This is a genomic window from Albimonas pacifica, assembly GCF_900113695.1.
Classification (GTDB): Bacteria; Pseudomonadota; Alphaproteobacteria; order Rhodobacterales; family Rhodobacteraceae; genus Albimonas; species Albimonas pacifica.
In genome coordinates this window covers 276378-293687 of sequence record NZ_FOQH01000003.1, presented here as the reverse complement: position 1 = coordinate 293687, position 17310 = coordinate 276378, and the positions used below count along the sequence as shown (strand labels likewise).

The 17310-nt window shown below is 71.8% G+C and carries 16 protein-coding genes; 6 read left to right on the top strand and 10 right to left on the bottom strand.

The window, feature by feature from the left end; genetic code table 11:
* Window positions 1–57: 57 nt before the first annotated feature.
* Complete coding sequence (locus BM064_RS07085; protein WP_092859052.1) at window positions 58–978, bottom strand: polysaccharide deacetylase family protein; 921 nt, start codon at window positions 976–978, stop codon at window positions 58–60.
* 216 nt (window positions 979–1194) lie between these two features.
* Here BM064_RS07085 and BM064_RS07080 point away from each other — a divergent pair, with 216 nt between their 5' ends.
* From BM064_RS07080 to BM064_RS07055, 6 genes are all read left to right on the top strand, one after another.
* A complete protein-coding gene (locus BM064_RS07080; protein ID WP_218160974.1) occupies window positions 1195–1902 on the top strand; it encodes a TetR/AcrR family transcriptional regulator in 708 nt (235 codons plus the stop codon).
* 212 nt (window positions 1903–2114) lie between these two features.
* Window positions 2115–3119 (top strand): dimethylarginine dimethylaminohydrolase family protein, encoded by a 1005-nt coding sequence (locus BM064_RS07075; RefSeq protein ID WP_092859050.1) that lies wholly within the window; start codon window positions 2115–2117, stop codon window positions 3117–3119.
* Between the two features lie 2 nt (window positions 3120–3121).
* Window positions 3122–4702 (top strand): zinc-binding metallopeptidase family protein, encoded by a 1581-nt coding sequence (locus BM064_RS07070; RefSeq protein WP_177236172.1) that lies wholly within the window; start codon window positions 3122–3124, stop codon window positions 4700–4702.
* Window positions 4699–5427, top strand: a complete 729-nt coding sequence (locus BM064_RS07065; protein WP_177236171.1) for a nitroreductase — start codon at window positions 4699–4701, stop codon at window positions 5425–5427. The genes BM064_RS07070 and BM064_RS07065 overlap by 4 nt, the downstream gene beginning before the upstream one ends.
* Entirely contained in the window at window positions 5421–6206 is a 786-nt protein-coding gene (locus BM064_RS07060) for a class II aldolase/adducin family protein (protein ID WP_092859047.1), read from the top strand. The genes BM064_RS07065 and BM064_RS07060 overlap by 7 nt, the downstream gene beginning before the upstream one ends.
* Window positions 6207–6263: 57 nt before the next feature.
* Window positions 6264–7889, top strand: a complete 1626-nt coding sequence (locus tag BM064_RS07055; RefSeq protein ID WP_092859046.1) for a thiamine pyrophosphate-dependent enzyme — start codon at window positions 6264–6266, stop codon at window positions 7887–7889.
* Window positions 7890–8074: 185 nt separating this feature from the next.
* Here the strand turns inward: BM064_RS07055 and BM064_RS07050 are convergent, their stop codons facing one another.
* The 9 genes from BM064_RS07050 to BM064_RS07010 all read right to left on the bottom strand — a co-directional run bounded on the left by BM064_RS07050 (window position 8075) and on the right by BM064_RS07010 (window position 17285).
* Window positions 8075–8551, bottom strand: coding sequence for a hypothetical protein (locus BM064_RS07050; RefSeq protein WP_092859045.1), 477 nt, complete (start codon window positions 8549–8551; stop codon window positions 8075–8077).
* A gap of 151 nt (window positions 8552–8702) precedes the next feature.
* Window positions 8703–10016 carry an NAD(P)/FAD-dependent oxidoreductase gene (locus BM064_RS07045; protein ID WP_092859044.1) on the bottom strand — a complete coding sequence of 438 codons (1314 nt, stop codon included), beginning with the start codon at window positions 10014–10016 and terminating at the stop codon, window positions 8703–8705.
* Entirely contained in the window at window positions 10013–10774 is a 762-nt protein-coding gene (locus tag BM064_RS07040) for a DUF1028 domain-containing protein (protein WP_092859043.1), read from the bottom strand. Before BM064_RS07040 ends, BM064_RS07045 begins: the two co-directional genes overlap by 4 nt.
* The gene (locus BM064_RS07035) at window positions 10771–12168 is read right to left on the bottom strand and encodes an amidohydrolase family protein (RefSeq protein ID WP_092859042.1); all 1398 of its coding nucleotides are present in this window, start codon (window positions 12166–12168) and stop codon (window positions 10771–10773) included. Before BM064_RS07035 ends, BM064_RS07040 begins: the two co-directional genes overlap by 4 nt.
* On the bottom strand, window positions 12165–12953 hold the full coding sequence (locus BM064_RS07030) for an ABC transporter permease (RefSeq protein ID WP_092859041.1): 789 nt from the start codon (window positions 12951–12953) through the stop codon (window positions 12165–12167). The genes BM064_RS07035 and BM064_RS07030 overlap by 4 nt, the downstream gene beginning before the upstream one ends.
* Window positions 12953–13789, bottom strand: coding sequence for an ABC transporter permease (locus BM064_RS07025; protein ID WP_092859040.1), 837 nt, complete (start codon window positions 13787–13789; stop codon window positions 12953–12955). The genes BM064_RS07030 and BM064_RS07025 overlap by 1 nt, the downstream gene beginning before the upstream one ends.
* Window positions 13790–13907: 118 nt before the next feature.
* Entirely contained in the window at window positions 13908–15041 is a 1134-nt protein-coding gene (locus tag BM064_RS07020; protein WP_092859039.1) for an ABC transporter substrate-binding protein, read from the bottom strand.
* A gap of 161 nt (window positions 15042–15202) precedes the next feature.
* The gene (locus BM064_RS07015) at window positions 15203–16273 is read right to left on the bottom strand and encodes an ABC transporter ATP-binding protein (protein WP_092859038.1); all 1071 of its coding nucleotides are present in this window, start codon (window positions 16271–16273) and stop codon (window positions 15203–15205) included.
* 115 nt (window positions 16274–16388) lie between these two features.
* Window positions 16389–17285 (bottom strand): LysR family transcriptional regulator, encoded by an 897-nt coding sequence (locus BM064_RS07010; protein ID WP_092859037.1) that lies wholly within the window; start codon window positions 17283–17285, stop codon window positions 16389–16391.
* Window positions 17286–17310 lie beyond the last annotated feature (25 nt).

The window sequence follows — 17310 nt, the reverse complement described above, 5'->3', positions numbered from 1 at the left end:
CCGGGTCTCCGTCGCGGGGGCCGGGCGGCTCTGCGCCGCCCGGGAGGGGCTCCAGCCTCAGCGGCTGGGGTGGACGATCTGGGGGACGGCGGCGTCGTAGAAGGGCAGCGTCTCCTCGGGCGGGGTCCATTCGTTGCGGGCGATCAGGCCCGCGACGTGCTCGGCGATCTCGGCGCAGGTGGCGAACCAGACGTCGCCCCTGGCCTGCATGTGCTCGATCAGGCGGACCTGCTCCTCGGCCCGCGCGAGGCGGCCGGAGACGAACGGGTGCCAGACGGCGGTCCACAGGCCCCCATGCTCCCAGGCGGCGTCGAAATCGGCCTGGAAGACGGCGCGGGCGTCCGCGGGGGCGCGGGGCTGCATGGTCCAGCCGGAGACGGGCAGGTTGACGTACTGGTTCCAGTCGTCGGCCGTCGCCTCGTGGGGAAGTTCCACCACCGAGCGGCCGTCGGGGCGTTTGATGAGGTAGGGCACGTCGTAGCCGCCGAGCGAGGCGTCGTAGCGGATGCCATGCTCGACCATCAGGTCCAGCGTGTGCTCGGAGAAGGCGCCCGAGGGGCAGCGGTAGCCGACGGGGGGCTTGCCGGTCGCCTTCTCGATGGCGCGGATGCCGGCGAGCATCACCTTTTCCTCGTCCTCGCGGGAGAGCTGGTTGACCCGCTCGTGCAGCCAGCCGTGGTGGCCGATCTCGTGGCCGCCCTCGACCAGCAGCGCGACGGCGTCGGGGTATGCCTCGAGGCACCAGCCGGGGGTGAAGACCGTCTGGCGGATGCCGAAGTGGTTCCAGATCTTCGCGATGCGCGGGATCGCGACCGTGGCGCCGTAGCGCAGGGTCTGGGCCAGCGCGACCCGCCGGCGGACGTCGTCGGAGGGGTAATAGAGATGCAGCAGGCTCTCGGCGTCGAAGTCGTAGGCGAAGCTGACCGCGCAGCGCGCGCCGTTCGGCCAGGGAGGCGGGTTGTCGATCAGGCTCAGCATCCGGTCCGCCCCTTCGGGGCGAGGCGGGAGGCGGAATCGCGACGGCGGGCGGCGCCTGGGATCATGCCGGGAGACTCCGGTTATGCTGCGATGCGAAAACGCTGCGGCCGGCGGTTTATAATGTCAACTCCATTTTTGGAGTTTCATCTATGTATGCCCTTTTCCCGCGGTCTGATATGCGTGAAAGCCAAGGGGATTATCGCAGGAGGCGAATCGGTGGCGGCAGGCGGCCTGAGGCGGAAACACAAGCGGCAGCGGCTGCAGCAGGTTCTGGACGCGGCCGAGGAGCTGTTCTTCCGCGACGGCTACGAGGCGACCCGGATCGAGACGATCGCCGACAGCGCCTCGGTGGCGCCGGCGACGGTCTACAACTACTTCGCGACCAAGCCGAACCTGCTGATGGCGCTGGCGATCCGCCATGTGCGCACGGCGCTGCCGGAGCGGCGGGCCTATCTGGCGGACCTGCCCGACGATCCGCTGGCCGCGATCCTGGGGTTCGAGCGGCTGCTGGCCGAGCAGGCGATGCGGCACCTGTCGCGGGAATGCTGGCGGGTGATCCTCTCGGCCCAGCAGATGGAGCCGGGGGCCCGGCCGAGCCGCACGGGCGCGCGGCTCAACAACCTGATCCGCGGGCATTACGTGCGCCTGCTGACCACCTATCGCGACCGCGGGCTGCTGCGCCGGGACATCGACCTGGGGCATCTCGCGGACCTGATCGTGGGCATCACCACCTGGGATTTCAGCCGCTTCGTGGCCACCGAGACCGGCGACATCGAGGACCTGCTGCGCATGGGCGTGCCCCATGTGCGCCTGATCCTCGAGGGGCTGATGACCGAGGAGGGGGCGCGCCTGCTCGCCGCCTCGACGGCCGAGGGCGACGCGCCGCGCGCGGTGGGCGTGGCGCCGGACCCGGTTCCCGCCTGACGCCCCCTCCGCGCCGGCGTCGCCCCGCGGACCGCGGGCGCGCCCCGGACCAGCCCTGAAACCCGATTCGGCTCCAACTTTGGAGCAAACTCCATTTTCGTCTTGCCGCACTGCGGCGGGCGCGATTAGCATGACCGCGACGGCCCTGCCCGGCTTCGCCCGGCGCGCCCTGGGCCCCCTCCCGTCCCGCCAGCCCCGAGGAGCCGCCGCCCATGTCCGCGATCACCGAGAACGAGTGGCGATACAACCAGACCATCAAGCGATTCCCCTCCGAACCGGAGCCCGCCCACGAGGCGCCCGACCAGCTGGAACGCTGGTGGGGCCGCGCCTGGGGCTGCACCAACGACGTGGGCAAGCTGCGGGTGGTGCTGATGCACCGGCCCGGGGAAGAACTCCTGCAGGTGGACGCGTCGAAGAAGCTGGATTTCAACTCCTATGGCGACGAGCAGGTCGGCTGGTACTGGCGCGGCGACGTGCCCCCCGACCTGCCCGCGATGCAGGCGCAGCATGACGCCTATGTCGAGCTTCTGCGCGCCGAGGGGGTCGAGGTCGTGTTCATCGACCGCGCCGCCAAGGACCGGATGAAGACCTGCTACACCCGCGATTCCGTGGTGGGCATCGGCGGCGGGGCCATCGTCACCCGCCTGGGGCCGCGGATCCGGCGGGGCGAGGAACTGCCGGCGACCCGCACGCTGGCTTCCATCGGCTGCCCTATCCTGCGCACGATCAACGGGACCGGCGTGTTCGAGGGCGGCAGCTTCGCCTGGCTGAATTCGAAGACCGCGGTGGTGGGCGTCTCCTCGCGCGTGAACGAGGAGGGCGCCAAGCAGGTCGGCGAGGTGCTGGCGGCCCAGGGGGTCGAGCTGATCCGCGTGCAGCTGACCGGCTACCGGCTGCATATCGACGGGCTGTTCGTGATGCTGACGCCGGATCTGGCGCTGTGCAACTCCGCCCTCCTGCCCTGGTGGTTCCTGGAGGAGCTTAAGGCCCGCGGCATCTCCATCGTCGAGGTGTGCCCGGACGACGACGGCTCGATCATCAACAGCCTCGCCATCGCGCCGGGGCGGGTGGTGATGCCGGACGGGGTCTCGGCGCGCACGGAACGCGCGCTGCGGGGCGCAGGCGTCGAGATCCTGCACCTGCCCTACGACCAGGTCATTCTGGGCGGCGGCGGGCTGCACTGCTCGACCGCGCCGCTGATCCGCGACGAGGTGTGACGATGACCGGGTGGAGCGACGCGCAGGCCGAGGCGCTGGACTGGCTGAAGGCGAACCATGAGGCCCTGTCGAAGGACCACATGACGATCTACGATTTCCACGAGCCGTCCTGGCGGGAATACCGCTCCTCGGCCTGGTACATGGACCGGCTGGAGGCCGAGGGCTTCACGGTCGAGCGGGGGACGGGCGGGATGCCCACCGCCTTCCGCGCCACCTGGTCGAACGGCGAGGGGCCGGCGATCGCGGGCTACGCCGAATACGACGCGGTGCCGGGGCAGAGCCAGGCGGCCGTGCCGCGCCGCCAGCCGCGGGAGGGGACCTCGAAGCACGCGGCGGGGCATACCGACCCGCACTCGGCGCTCGGCATCGGGGCCTTCGCGGGGTTCCTGGCGGCGAAGCGAGGGATGGAGGAACACGGCATCCCCGGCACGCTGGTGTTCTTCGGGGAGCCGGCGGAGAAGCTCTGCGGCGCCAAGCCGATCCATGCGGCCAAGGGCTACTACGACGGCCTGGACGCCGCGATCAGCTTCCACCCGCACAGCTTCCCGGCGCTGACCAACGGCTGCTTCTGGGAGACGACCTCGGCCCCGCTGTGGAGCCGCATGTACACGTTCGAGTGCGAGCACCCCGAGACCTGGCAGCAGGGCCATAGCGCGGGCGGCGTCACGCACACCCATGCCGCGGCGCGGGCGCCGGGGGCCATCGACGCCGTGTGCATGATGTACACCACCTCGAAGATGATGAAGGAGTCGATGCTGCCGCACACCGGCTCCTGGGCGATGAACGAGTTCATCCCCATCGCCGGGCAGGCCACCTCGGACAACATCGCGCCGGCCGTCGGGCAGGTGCAGTTCACCCTGCGCGCGCCCTCGATCGAGATGTGCGAGGCGGCCTATGCGGTGCTGGATCGCAACGCCGAGCATGTGGCGGGCATGACCCACTGCACCTGGCGGGCGGACTGGATCGCGCGGACGCGGGCCGGCCTGCCCAACAAGGCCATGGCCGAGATCACTTTCCGGAATTTCGAGAAGCTGGGGCCTCCGAAATGGTCGAAGGAGGCCAAGGACTTCGCCCGCGAGATCCAGAAGGAGCTGGGGACGCCCGAGACGGACGAGCCGCTGCTGGCGGGCATGGAGAAGCTGACGCCCCCCTGGGAGGCGGAGAAGAGCTTCCGGGAACAGCTCCCGGCCTGGCAGCTGAATTACGCGGCCGACGACTACGTGGACTACACCTGGCACTGCCCGACGGTGCGCCTCTACGTGGCGCGGCCGACCATGGAGCCGCGGCCCGACGGCGCCCGCTGGCCGGAGTGGGTGCGCCACGCCATGAACGGGGTGCCGGCGATCATCGACCCGATGTGGTCGAAGGCGGCCGAGGTGATCTCGACCACCGTGCTGGACCTGATGACCGACAAGGACGCGCTGGCCCGCGCGAAGGCGGAGTTCGAGGAGCGCACGGGCGGCGGGATCGGGGGGACGAAATGGGTCGCTCCCCTGCTGCCCGCGGATTTCGCGCCGCCGATCCACTACCGCTGGCCCGAATACGTGGACACGCCGCGCGGGCCGGAATGGACGATGCCGTGAGCGCAGCGGCCGCGGGATCGGCGGCGACCTCGGTCTCCGCCGTCGTGGACCGGCGCCGCTCGATCCGCGCGTTTCTGGATGCGCCAGTCGAGCGGGCGCTGGTCGAGGACCTGGTGCGCCGGGCGGCGCGGGCGCCCTCGGGCTCCAACGTGCAGCCCTGGGCGGTGCGCATCGTCGACGGCGAGCGGATGGCGGCCCTGCGCGCGATGATGCGCGGCCTGCGCGCCGCGCAGCCGGGCGGGGAGCCGCTGGACCCGCCCTATCAGCCCCCCGGCGGCCCGCCGCCGGACTGGACCCGGCGGCGGGTGCGCAATGGAGAGATCCTTTACGGCGCGCTCGGCATCGACCGGACCGACGCGGCCGCGCGCGCGGCGTGGAACGAGGAGAACTTCCAGTTCTTCGGCGCGCCCGTGGGGGTGTTCCTGCTGATGCCGCGCGAGGCGGTGGCCTGGCAGTGGATGGACCTCGGCATCTACCTCCAGACCCTGCTGCTGCTGATCGAGGAGGCGGGGCTAGGGTCCTGCCCCCAGGCCGACTGGGCGATGCATGGCGAGGCGGTGGCGCGGTTTCTCGGCGTCGATCCCGCGCTGCGCCTGCCGGTGGGCGTGGCGCTGGGCCACCCCGACCGGGACGCCCCCGTCAACCGGATCCGGACCGAGCGGGACGACCCGCTGGCCGGGGACCCCACCGCCTCGCCGCCCCCTCCCGGAGCTTTCCCATGCTGAATTCCGCGAACCTGCCCGCCTCGCTGCCGCAACCGCCGGGCCCCGACCACGTGCCGACCGAGCGCGAGCTGCGCGAGGATCTCGCCGCCGCCTACCGGCTGATCGCGCTGTTCGGGATGACGGACACGGTCTTCACCCACCTCAGCGTGCGGGTCCCGGGGGAGGGGCACCAGTTCCTGGTGAACCCCTACGGGCTGCTGTTCGAGGAGATCACCGCGAGTTCCCTGGTGCTGGTCGATGCGGACGGCGAGCCGAAGCAGGAGACCTCCTGGCCGGTGAACCCGGCGGGGTTCGTGATCCACTCGGCCGTGCACCGCGAGGCGCCGAACGCCGCCTGCGTGATGCACACCCACACCCAGGCGGGGATGACGGTCTGCGCCCAGGCGGGGGGTCTGCTGATGCTCAACCAGATGTCGATGGAGTTCCACGGGCGAGTCGCGATCCACGAATACGAAGGCATCGCGGCCGACGACAACCTCTCGGAGCGGGAGCGGATCGTGCGGGATCTCGGCGACAACGCCTGCCTGCTGCTGCGCAACCACGGGCTGCTGACCGTGGGGCGCACCGTGGCCGAGGCCTTCTACACCATGTATTACCTCGAGCAGGCCTGCCGCCTGCAGGTGGCCGCCCAGTCGACGGGGGCTCCGCTCTCGATCCCGCCCACCCAGGTGGTCGAGCGCACCGCCGCCCAGTTCACGCCGGGGCCGAACAAGGGCTGGCTGCCCTGGCAGGCCCTGCGCCGGAAGCTCGACCGCGAGCAGCCGGACTATCGCCACTGACCGGGCCGGGCCCCTCGCCGGGGGCCGCCGCCCCAACGCTCCGAGGAAACGCCCCGAATGACTTCCCCCAACACGCCGACCGGCGGCGAGATCGCGGTCGAGAGCCTGATCGCCAACGGCGTCGACACGCTGTTCGCCCTGCCGGGCGTGCAGCTCGACCACCTGATGAACGCGCTGCATGGCGCGACCGACCGGCTGCGGGTGATCCACCCCCGCCACGAGCAGGGCGCGGCCTACATGGCGCTGGGCTACGCGATGGCGAGCGGGCGGGTCGGCGCCTATGCGGTGGTGCCGGGGCCGGGGTTCCTGAACACGACCGCCGCGCTCTCGACCGCCTATGCGGTGCATGCGCCGGTGCTGGCGGTGATCGGGCAGATCGTCTCGAAGGCCATCGGGCTGGGCGGGGGCGAGCTGCACGAGCTGCCCGACCAGTCGGCGATCCTCGACGGGCTGACCCGCAGCCACGGCATCGCGCGGGAGGCTTCCGAGGTCGCGGGCGTGATGCAGGACGCCTTCGCGGCGCTGGCCTCCGGCCGGGCGCCGGCGGGGGTCGAGCTTCCGGCCGACGTGCTGCGCAAACCGGCCGCTGGCGCGACGGTCGCGGCCGCCGCCCGCTCGGTCCCCGCGCCCGACGCGGTGGCGATGGACCAGGCCGCGGCGCTTCTGGCCGGGGCGAAGCGGCCGCTGATCTGGATCGGGTCGGGCGCGCTCGCCTGCGGCGAGGGGCTGGCGGCGATCGCGGCGCGCATCGGCGCCCCCGTCGTCAGCCACCTGACCGGCGTCGGCGTGCTGCCCACCGACCACCCCTGGGCGGTCGGCACCTGGGAAGGCCGCGAGCTGTGGCGCGAGGCGGACGTGATCCTGGCCGTCGGCACCCGCCTGCACGATCCCCGCCGCCGCTGGGGGCTGGCGGAGGGGCAGGCGGTGGTCCGGGTCGATCTCGACCCCGCCCAGTTCTCCCGGGGGGTCCCGCCGACGGTGGCGCTGCAGGCGGACGCGGCCGACGTGGTCCCCGCGCTCGCCGCCGCGCTGGCGCAGGGCGAGGTCGCGGCGGACGTGGAGGCCCGGGCGGCGCGCACCGCCGGGCTGAAGGCGGAGAAGGCCGCGGCGTTCGAGGCGCGGCTCGCGCCCCAGATGGCGTATCTGCGCGCGATCCGCGCCGCGCTGCCGATGGAGGCGGCGGTGGTCTGCGACTACACCCAGATCGGCTATGCGGCGACGGCGGCGCTGCCGATGGACCGGCCGCGGCGGCTGATCACGCCGGGCTACCAGGGCACGCTGGGCTTCGCCTACGCGACCGCGCTGGGGGTGAAGACCGCCCTGCCCGAGGCGCCGGTCGTGGCGCTGTGCGGCGACGGCGGCTTCCTGTTCACCGCCAACGAGATGGCGACGGCCGTGCAGCACGGGATCGCGGCGGTGGCGGTGGTGTTCTCGGACGGCGCCTACGGCAACGTGCGGCGGATGCAGGACCAGCTCCACGGCGGCAAGCTGATCGCGACCGAGCTGCGCAATCCCGATTTCGTGGCCTATGCGCAGAGCTTCGGCGCCGAGGCCCGCCGCGCCGAGGGACCCGAGGCCCTGGGCGAAGCGCTGTCCTGGGCGATCTCCCGCCCCGGTCCGACGCTGATCGAATGCCCGATGCCGGTGCTCCCCGACCCCTGGGAGCTGCTCGAGCCCCGCTGAGGGCCTGCCCGGCCCCCGGGTTTCGCCGCCTGACGGCGGCGACCCGCGCGCGCCTTCGGCGCGCGGTCCGGGCCCGCGCCGGGGCCACGGCCTTCGCAGCGACGCGCGCCCCGGGTCCTTCCGGCGTCGGCCGGGCGGCCGAGGGGGGCTCGACGCCCCCCGAGGACGCCGCGCGGCCGGCGGGCTCAGACCAGGCCGGGTTCGGTGACCTGGTGGTCGTAGGGGTCGCCGGCGGTGTGGTAGGGCACGATGCGGAAGCCCGCCTCGGTCTGCTCGAAGCCGCGCACGCCGGCGTAGGAGATCCCGGCCTCCTCCAGCATCGCCTTCGCCTCCGCCTCCAGCCCCATGGGCACGTAGAGGAAGAAGTGGCGGACCTTGGTGGGGGTGCGGTCGTCCGAGGTCTCGGAGCCCAGGCGCAGCAGCGGGATCCGGGAGGGGTCGATGGTCATCTCCACCTCGCCGACCTCGCGCACCTCGTCCCTGGGCGAGACGATGATGATGTCGGGGTAGTGGATGCCGCCGTCGGGCGTCTCGATCCCGCGCTTCGGCTCGAGGGTGTTGCAGATCGCGTAGTAGCCCTCGGGCCAGTCCTGCTGGCCGGGGAAGGGATAGCGCGTGCGCGAGATGTAAAGCGCGACCTGATCGTGGACGTCCTGGGTCATCGGAACCTCTCTGTCGGGGGGCGGAAACGGGCGGCCGTGAACTCGACTCTTGTTTTGTAGCTAACTCCAAGTTTTGCAGTGCGTCAAACGGAAACCCCCGCCGGAGGGCGCCTCCGGCGGGGGGGTCGAGAGACCCGGATCGGGCGGCCGCTCAGCCCCGGCGGCGGTCGTCGCGGGCGTCCTGCCAGGCGTGCCAGCGGGTCAGCGCCACGGCGGCCCAGGGGGCGAAGGGGCGGAACGGCACTTTCGGGAACGGGAGGTCGTCGAAGGCGGTGTCGGCGTCGGGCCGCCCGAGGATGCGGCGGGCGATCTTGTCGGCGAAATAGACGCTGCGGGTGACGCCCGAGCCGCAGTAGCCGCCCGCGAACCACACGCCGTCGATCTTGCCCAGGTGCGGCGCGTGATCCCGGGTGTAGGCGATGCGGCCGGTCCACAGGTGGGAGAAGCGCACGTCGGAGAGCTGCGGGAAGACGCGGGCGGCGGAGGCGCGCACGGCGCGGGCGCGGGCCTCGCGCGAGCCGTTCATCGGGCCGAGACGACCGCCGAAGATGAAGCGCTTGCCGTCGGGCGTGGGGCGGAACCACATGAATACCCGGCGGTTCTCGCCGAAGTTGGCGCCGGCGGGGGTGAGGTCGCGGATCAGGTTGGGCGACAGTTCCTCGGTCGCCGCGACGCCGGTCAGCATGGGGACCACGCGGGGGCCGAGGGGGGCCGTCGCGCCGGGGGCGCCGTAGCCGTTGGTGGCCATCACCACGTCGCGGGCGAGCAGCGTGCCGGAGGGGAGGCGCAGGGCGATCCGGTCGCCCTCGCGCTTCATCCCCGAGACGGGGGTGGTCTCGAACAGCATCGCGCCGGCGGCCTCGGCGCGGCTGGCCAGCGCCTCGACCAGCAGGCGGGGCTGGATGCCGCCGTCGCGCAGGTAGAGGACGCCGCCCTCGTAGAAATCCGAACCGATGTGGTCGCGCTGGCGCGCCTTGGGGATCATCTCGAAGGGGAGGCCGACGGCTTTCGACAGGCGCTCGCATTCGCGGGCGGTGGCCTCGTAGCTGGCCGCCGTGGGGGCGCCGCGGAAGCGGCCGGGCAGCGTGAGGGCGCAGTCGATGCCCTCGGCGGCCACGAAGCCCTCGAAATGGTCGAGGGCGAGCATCCCTTCGCGCATGATCGCGGCGGCCTTGGCCTCGCCATAGGCCGAGGTCAGGCCGGCCATGCCCAGCTTGTGGAAGCTGGGGCCGACCATGCCGCCGTTGCGCGAAGACGCGCCGTGGCCGATGTCGTGCGCTTCCAGCACCGCCACCGAGCGGCCGCCGCGGGCGAGTTCCAGCGCCGTGCGCAGGCCGGTGAAGCCGGCGCCGACCACGGCCACGTCGACCTCGGCGGGGAGCTTCGCGGGCTTGGGGACGTAGGGGGGGCGTCCGTCGCGCCAGTAGTTCTCCCCGTCGCCGGGGGCGATGGGGGCGGCGCTCATTCGGTCAGGGTCCAGGCCTGGCGGCGACGCTCGGTCGGGAAGCGGTCGGCGAGGTCGAGCGCCTTGATGCGGGCGACCGAGGCCTCGAAGAGCGCGCGGTTCACCGGCACGCCGTCGGGGGAGAGGGCGACCTTGCGGATCGCCTCGCCGCGGCCGCCCCAGGCCTCGTGCAGGCGGCGCAGCTGGTGCACCGCGTCGCCGTCGGCGATGTCGATGCGCAGGTCGCAAAGGTCGATCTCGTGCGGGCCGGAGACGCGCAGGGCGGCCGAGAGCAGGCGGTCGCCGACCTCGCCGCCGGCTTCGCGGCCGGCCTCCAGGCCCGCGAGGAGACGCTCGGCGAGCGGGGCGTCGGGGTGGGCGGCGAAGGCCTCGGCCATGGCGACGGGGACCTCGGGGTTGTCGAGGATGTTGCCCAGCGCCAGGCAGTCGGGGACGACGGCGTGGGCGTAGATCGAATACATCGAGCGGCCGTGGTGGACGGCGATGCGGCCCTGCGCGTCGATCACGCCGACCTGGCGCCACTCGATGTCGGGGGTGGAGCCGCAGATCTCGGTCAGCACGGCGTCGGCGGAGGCCCCTTCGGCCAGCAGGCGCACGCCGAGATCGCGCAGGCGCGGGTCGGTGCGGTGCTGGCTGAGCACGCCGCCCTTGCCGTGCACCAGCCCCACGCAGCGCGAGCCCACCGCGAGGTCCGAGGTGGTGATCGCCGCGCCATAGGCGCCGGTGCGCGCGCAGCGGCCGACAAGCGAGAAGGTCATGCAGGGTCTCCGGTCGTCAGGGCGTCGAAGCGGGGGACGGGGACGTCATGGCCCTCCGCCTCGAATTTGGTCCACATCGAGCGCGTGGCGGCCTGGGCCTCGGCGACGGCGGCGGGCTCGTCGATCGTGGTCAGGCGGCGGTCGCGCATCAGGAAGCGGCCGGCGACCATGGTGTCGGCGACCAGGCCCGGGTGTCCATAGTGCACGAGGTTGGAGATCGCCGAGACGGTCGGCGCCATGGTCGCCTGGGTGAGGTCGATCATGGCGAGGTCGGCCGCGGCGCCCTCCGCGATGCGGCCGAGGTCGGGGCGGTCGAGCGCCTTGGCGGCGTTCACGGTGGCATAGTCGAAGACCCGGCCGGGCGAAGGCCGCACCGACCGGCCCCAGGCGCCGCGATGCAGGACCAGCGCGGTCTTCATCGACTGGAACATGTCCTCGGTCATGTTGTCGGAGCCGAGCGCGATGTTGATCCCGGCCTCCTGGATCGCCTTGACCGGCGCGGGGTGGGGCCCCTTGGCGGACATCGAGGCCGGCGAGTGGATGAAGTGCACCCCGTTCTCGGCGAGGATGCCGACGTCCTTCTCGGTGCAGAAGGTCCAGTGCACCGCCAGCAGGTCGTCGCCGAGGAAGCCGTTGCGCGCCAGGTATTCGGTGGAGGTGCAGCCGTGCAGCGCCTCGACCTGGGTCTTTTCGGAGATGATCTGGGAGAGGTGGATGGTCCGGCGCAGGCCATGCCGCGCCGCCAGCTCGGAGACCTGCTCCAGCATCCAGGGGGAGCAGTTGTCCGGGCCGTGGGCGGCGGCCATGACCTGCACGCGGCCGTCCTCGGAGTTATGGAAGCGCTCGATCAGCGCCTCGGTGCGATTGAGAAAAGTCTGGCCGAAGGCGCGGTCGAAGCGATACGTGCCCTTCCCCACCTCGGTCGTCACCGCGTCCGCGCAGCTCTCGGCCAGCCACAGGCGCAGGCCGGAGGCGGCCATGGCGGGGGCGTAGTCGGCGACGTGGCGGAGCGGGTCGACGAGGGTCGTCGTCCCGGAGCGGATCGCCTCGGCGCAGGCGAGGCGCGCGATGGCGGAGCGCTCGGGACCCGTCAGCAGGTAGGAGACGGGGACCATGTACTGGTAGACGAGGTTGCCCTCGACGTCCTCGATGGTTCCGCGCAGCGCCAGCAGCACCGCGTGGGTGTGGGCGTTGATCAGGCCGGGGAGGATCAGGCGGCCGGAGCAGTCCACCGGCTCGAAATCCGCGAAGTCGGTTCCCGAGGGCGTCCCCTCGATCACCGCGGCGATGCGGCCGCCCTCGATGGCGAGGGTCGCGGGGGCGATGCGGGGGCCGTCGGTTCCGGGCGCGCCCGGCAGGGCGCAGGCGGCGCCGGTCAGGAGCAGGCGGCTCATGAGCGGCGCAGGCCCGAGATGACGGCGACGATCAGCGAGATGACCACGAGGATCGTGGCGACCGCGGCGATGGTCGGGTCGATGTTGTCCTGGATCCCCTCCCAGATCAGCTTGGGCAGGGTCTCGACCCGGCGCACGGTGATGAAGAGGACGCCGACGATCTCGTCGAACGACACGATGAAGGCGAAGACGGCGCCGGTGATCATGCCGGGACGGGCGGCGGGGACCACCACCTCCCACACCGTGCGCCAGATCGAGGCGCCGAGGCTGCGCGCCGCCTGCGGCAGCTTGGGGTCGAGGTTGGCGAGCGCGGCGAACACCGAGATCGAGACGTAGGGCAGCGCGAGAAGCGTGTGGGCCAGGATCACCCCGGTCCAGGTGTCGATCAGGCCCAGCTGCACCCAGAAGCGGTAGAAGCCCAGGGATTGCACCACCGGCGGCACCAGGATCGGCACGATCAGCACCCAGCGCGCGATGGTGGCCGCGCGCCCGCCCAGGAACCACACGCCGATCGAGAAGGCCGTGCCCAGCACGGTCGCGAAGAAGGCCACCGCCAGGCCGACCAGGATCGAGCCCAGCGTGCCGCCCAGCCAGCGGGCGGAGGTGAAATAGGCCTCGTAATGCTGGAGGGAGAGGCTCTCCTTCGGCAGGCCGATGTAGGAGGTGTCGGTCAGCGAGACCGGGATCACCACCAGGATCGGCAGGGCGAGGAAGGCCGCCACCAGCCAGCCGCCGGTGGACATGGCGATGCGGAACGGGGTGGTCCGGGCTTCGGGCGCGCTCATCAGCTCCGCTCCAGCAGGGCGTTCTTGAGGTTCAGGAACCGGCCGGCGATCACCAGCACCAGCGCGGTGGCGACCAGCAGCGCGACCGAGAGGGCGGAGCCGAGACCCCAGTTCAGGAACTCCTGGATCTGGTAGGTGATGTATTCGGAGACCATCAGCACCCGGCCCCCGCCCAGCAGCGCGGGCGTGATGTAGAAGCCGAGCGACAGCACGAAGACCAGCAGCGCGGCCGAGCCGATGCCCGGCAGCGTCTGCGGCAGGTAGACCAGCCGGAAGGCGGTGAGCTCGGAGGCGCCCAGGCCCCGGGCGGCGTCGGTGTAGGCCGGCGAGATGCCGCGCATGTTGGCCAGCAGCGGCAGCACCGCGAAGGGCAGCATGACGTGGACCATGGCCAGCACCACGCCGAATTCGTTGTGCATCAGGCGCAGGGGGCGCTCGATCACGCCCACGTCGCGCAGGGCGTCGTTGACGATGCCGGAGCGGCCCAGCAGCACGATCCAGGAGAACGAGCGGATCAGCACCGACACCCAGAACGGCAGCAGCACCAGCGCGATCAGCAGGGGCTTGGCGCGCCGGATGGTGTTGGCGATGGCGTAGGCGCAGATGTAGCCCAGGATCACGCAGAAGACGGTGGTCAGCGCGGCGACGCGGAAGGTGATCACGAAGGAGGTGGTGACGGCCTGGGACTCGGCGCCCTGGACGTAGTTGCCGAAGCCCGGCACGGGTTCGGTCACCGAGATCGCCCAGATGTTCACCAGCGGCCAGATGTAGAAGATCGCCATCACCGCCAGAGCCGGGAGGGCGAGCAGCCAGTAGCGGGCCTTGTCGGAGGTCATGGCGGGTTCCGCATCGGGGACCCCGCGGGCGGGGTCGGCAGGGTCAGGGGGCGGCCGGCGCGCGGCGCGCGCCGGCCATGAGCCGTCCCCCGGCGGACGACCGCCGGGGGACGTCGCCTCAGTTGATGAGGGCGTTGACGTATTTCTCCTCGGCCGCGATCTGGTTCGCGGCGTACCACTCGTCGTTGTAGAGGATCTGGGTGGCCACGTTCTCGGGCGAGGTCGGGTTCCACCTGGACATCGACTCCGGCACCAGCGGCGCGGCGGCGGGGTTGATGGGGGCGGAGCCGATCAGCTCGAACCACTTCACCTGCAGGGCGGGATCCTGGGCGAAGGCGATGAACTTCATCGCCTCCTCGGCGCCGGCGGGGTTGCCCTTGGGCACCACCCAGGTGCCGGGGGACATCACGCCGCCGTCGAAGGAGACGGCGAAGGTCCCCTCGTCCATCTCGTCCTTCAGAAGGTGGGCGCGGGTCGACCAGATGTTGCCCATCACCACCTCTTCCTGGAGGAACAGGTTCTGGGACTCGGAGCCCGAGCCCCAGACGATGACGTTCTCGCGGATCTTGCGGAACTGCTCGATGGCCGCGTCGATGCCGTCCTCGGTCGAGAGCACGTCGTAGACCTCGGCCAGCGGCACGCCCTGGGCCATGGTGGCGCATTCCAGCATGCCGCGCACGGCCTTGCGGAAGGTGCGCATGCCGGGGAAGTTCTTGGTGTCGAAGACGTCCGCCCAGCTGGTCGGGACCCCGCCCTCGGAGAGCTTGGGGTTGTAGGCCAGCACGTAGGAATAGACGTAGTTGCCCGCACCGTACTCCCAGTCGGTGCCTTCCATCATCTTGGTGCGGTCGATGATGTCGTAGTTCATCGGCTCGGTCACGCCGGCCTCGCCGAGGATGATCGCCGAGCCGGGGCCGGAGTCGCACACGTCCCAGACCACCGCGCCGCTCTCGACCATGGCGCGGATGCGCCCGGCGGAGGGGCCGGAGCCGTCGATGACGACGTCGATGCCGGTGGCTTCCTTGTAGGTGTCGCCCAGCACTTCCTTGATCACGTCGGCGGCGGTGCCGCCCCAGTTGACGATCACCAGTTCGGAGGGCGCGGCCATGGCCCGGCCGCCGAGGCCCGCCATCGGGATCACGCCCAGCGCGGCCATGGCCTGGAGGAAGCCGCGCTTGGTGATGCGGCCTTCGCGCAGCTTGTGCGCGGCGATCTCAGCGAGGTCGCGCTTGAAGTCGTTGTCGTGGGACATCGGTCGCTCCTTGTCGGATGGGTCTTCGGGCGCGGCTTCTGACGGCCGCTGGTCAGGACGGGTCCGGGAGGCCGGCGCGCCCCGGATTTCGGGGGAGGCGCGCGCGGCGGCCTCCCGGTTCAGGCGGCGCGCGGCGCGCCGCGGGGCCCCGGGGGCGGCGCTCAGCGCGCCTCCAGGAAGACGCAGGCGTCGCGCTCCCAGCGCAGGGTGACGGGGAGGCCCGCGTCGGGGTGGATCGCCGCCTTCCAGGTGGGGCGGGAGACGAGCAGCGGGCCCAGGCGCTCCGTGTCCACGATCAGCTGGGCGCGCTCGCCGAGGTAGGAGACCTGGGCGATGCGGCCGGGCACGCCCTCGCCGCCCTCGGGGCCGAGCGCGATGCGCTCGGGGCGCAGCGCCACGCGGGCGGCGGCGCCGACGGGGGGCGGGGCGGGGGAGGCGATCTCGATCGGGTGGCCGGCGAGGTCGCAGGCGGCGCCGCCGGGCACGTGGCCCGCGACGGTCACGTCGAGGAAGTTGGATTTTCCGAGGAAGTTCGCAACGAAATCGGTGCGCGGCGCGTCGTAGAGGGCCTCGGGCGCGCCCTCCTGCTGGATGCGGCCGCCCTCGAGGATCACGATCCGGTCGGACATCGACAGGGCCTCCTCCTGGTCGTGGGTGACGTAGATGAAGGTCACGCCCAGCTTCTCGTGGAGGGCCTTGAGCTCCCACTGCAGGTCGGCGCGCAGCTTCTTGTCGAGCGCGGAGAGGGGCTCGTCGAGGAGCAGGACGGGCGGGTGGAAGCTGAGCGCGCGGGCGAGCGCCACGCGCTGCTGCTGGCCGCCCGAGAGCTGCTGGGGCATGCGGTCGGCGAAGCGTCCCATCTGCACGAGGTCGAGGCATTCGGCGACGCGGGCCGCGATCTCGGCCTTCGACTTGCCGCGGACCTTCAGCGGGAAGCCCACGTTCTGGGCGACCGTCATGGTGGGGAACAGCGCGTAGCCCTGGAAGACCATGCCGAAGCCGCGCTTTTCCGGCGGCAGCGAGGTGATGTCGGTTCCCCGCATCGAGACCGTGCCGGCGGTGAGCTGGGTGAAGCCCGCCACCGCGGTCAGCAGCGTGGTCTTGCCGGAGCCGGAGGGGCCCAGCAGGGTCAGGAACTCCCCCTCCGCCACGTCGAGGTCCACGCGGTCCAGCGCATGGGTCTCGCCATAGCGTTTCACCGCGTCGCGAATGGAGAGGATCACGTCGGTCATGGGGCTCCGGGTCCGGCTGGCGCTGGAGGGCGGCGTCACGCCCCCGTCATGTCCAGACCACCACGGAGCCCCATCATTGGGAAATCAAAAGATCGGGCCGATCTATAGTTTCGGATTATACTCTGGGGGCCGCGCCGACGAAGTCCGCGAAGTGGCGCTGGAAGAGGAGCGCGAGGTTCGGGGTCGGGAACAGGGTCGAGGTCAGGGCGTAGATCTTGAGCGGCACGTCGGGGGTCGCGGGCCGGGCGACGACGCCGGGCGGCGCCCCGCCGATCAGGGCGAAGTCGTCGACCAGCGCCACGCCGAGACCGCCCTTCACCAGGTCGAGGGCGGTGGAGGTGTGGCGCACTTCGCAGAAATGCCGCCGCTCCAGCCCCTCGGCCGAGAACACGGCGTCGACGGCGCGGCCGAGCGGCGTGTCGACGGCGTAGGAGATATGGGGGACGTGGTTGAGGTCGGTGATCCTGACCCGGTCCGAGAGCGCCAGCTCGTGCCCCTCGGGCAGGACGCAGACCAGGCGGCCGTCGGCCAGCGGCTGGGTGGAGAGGGCGGACTGGCGCGGTCGGGTGATCGAGAGGCCGAGGTCGGCCTCCCCCGCGATCAGGCGGGCCGCGATCTCGTCGACCGTGCCGACCTCGAAGGAGATGCGCACCTTGGAGCGGCCTTTCAGGAAGGCGCTCAGCGCCCTGGGCACGATGCCGTGGCCCAGCGAGGGGGTGGCGATGATCGAGAGGCGCCCGGCGACGCCGCCCTTCAGCTCCTCGACCATGCCGGCGATGCGGCGCTGCTGGCGGAACAGGTGGCGGGCCTCGTCGGCCAGGTGCAGCGCCTCGCGCGTCGGCGTCAGGCGGCCGCGTTCGCGCAGGAACAGCGGGAAGCCGATCAGGTCCTCGGTATGGCGGATCATGTTGGAGACGGCGGGCTGGCTGACGCCCAGCGCGTCGGCGGCGCGTGCGGTGGTCCCCATCTCGATGACGGCGCAGAGGATTTCGAGGTTGCGGGCCTTGAGCATGGGCAGGGGATAATCCTGGGTTATA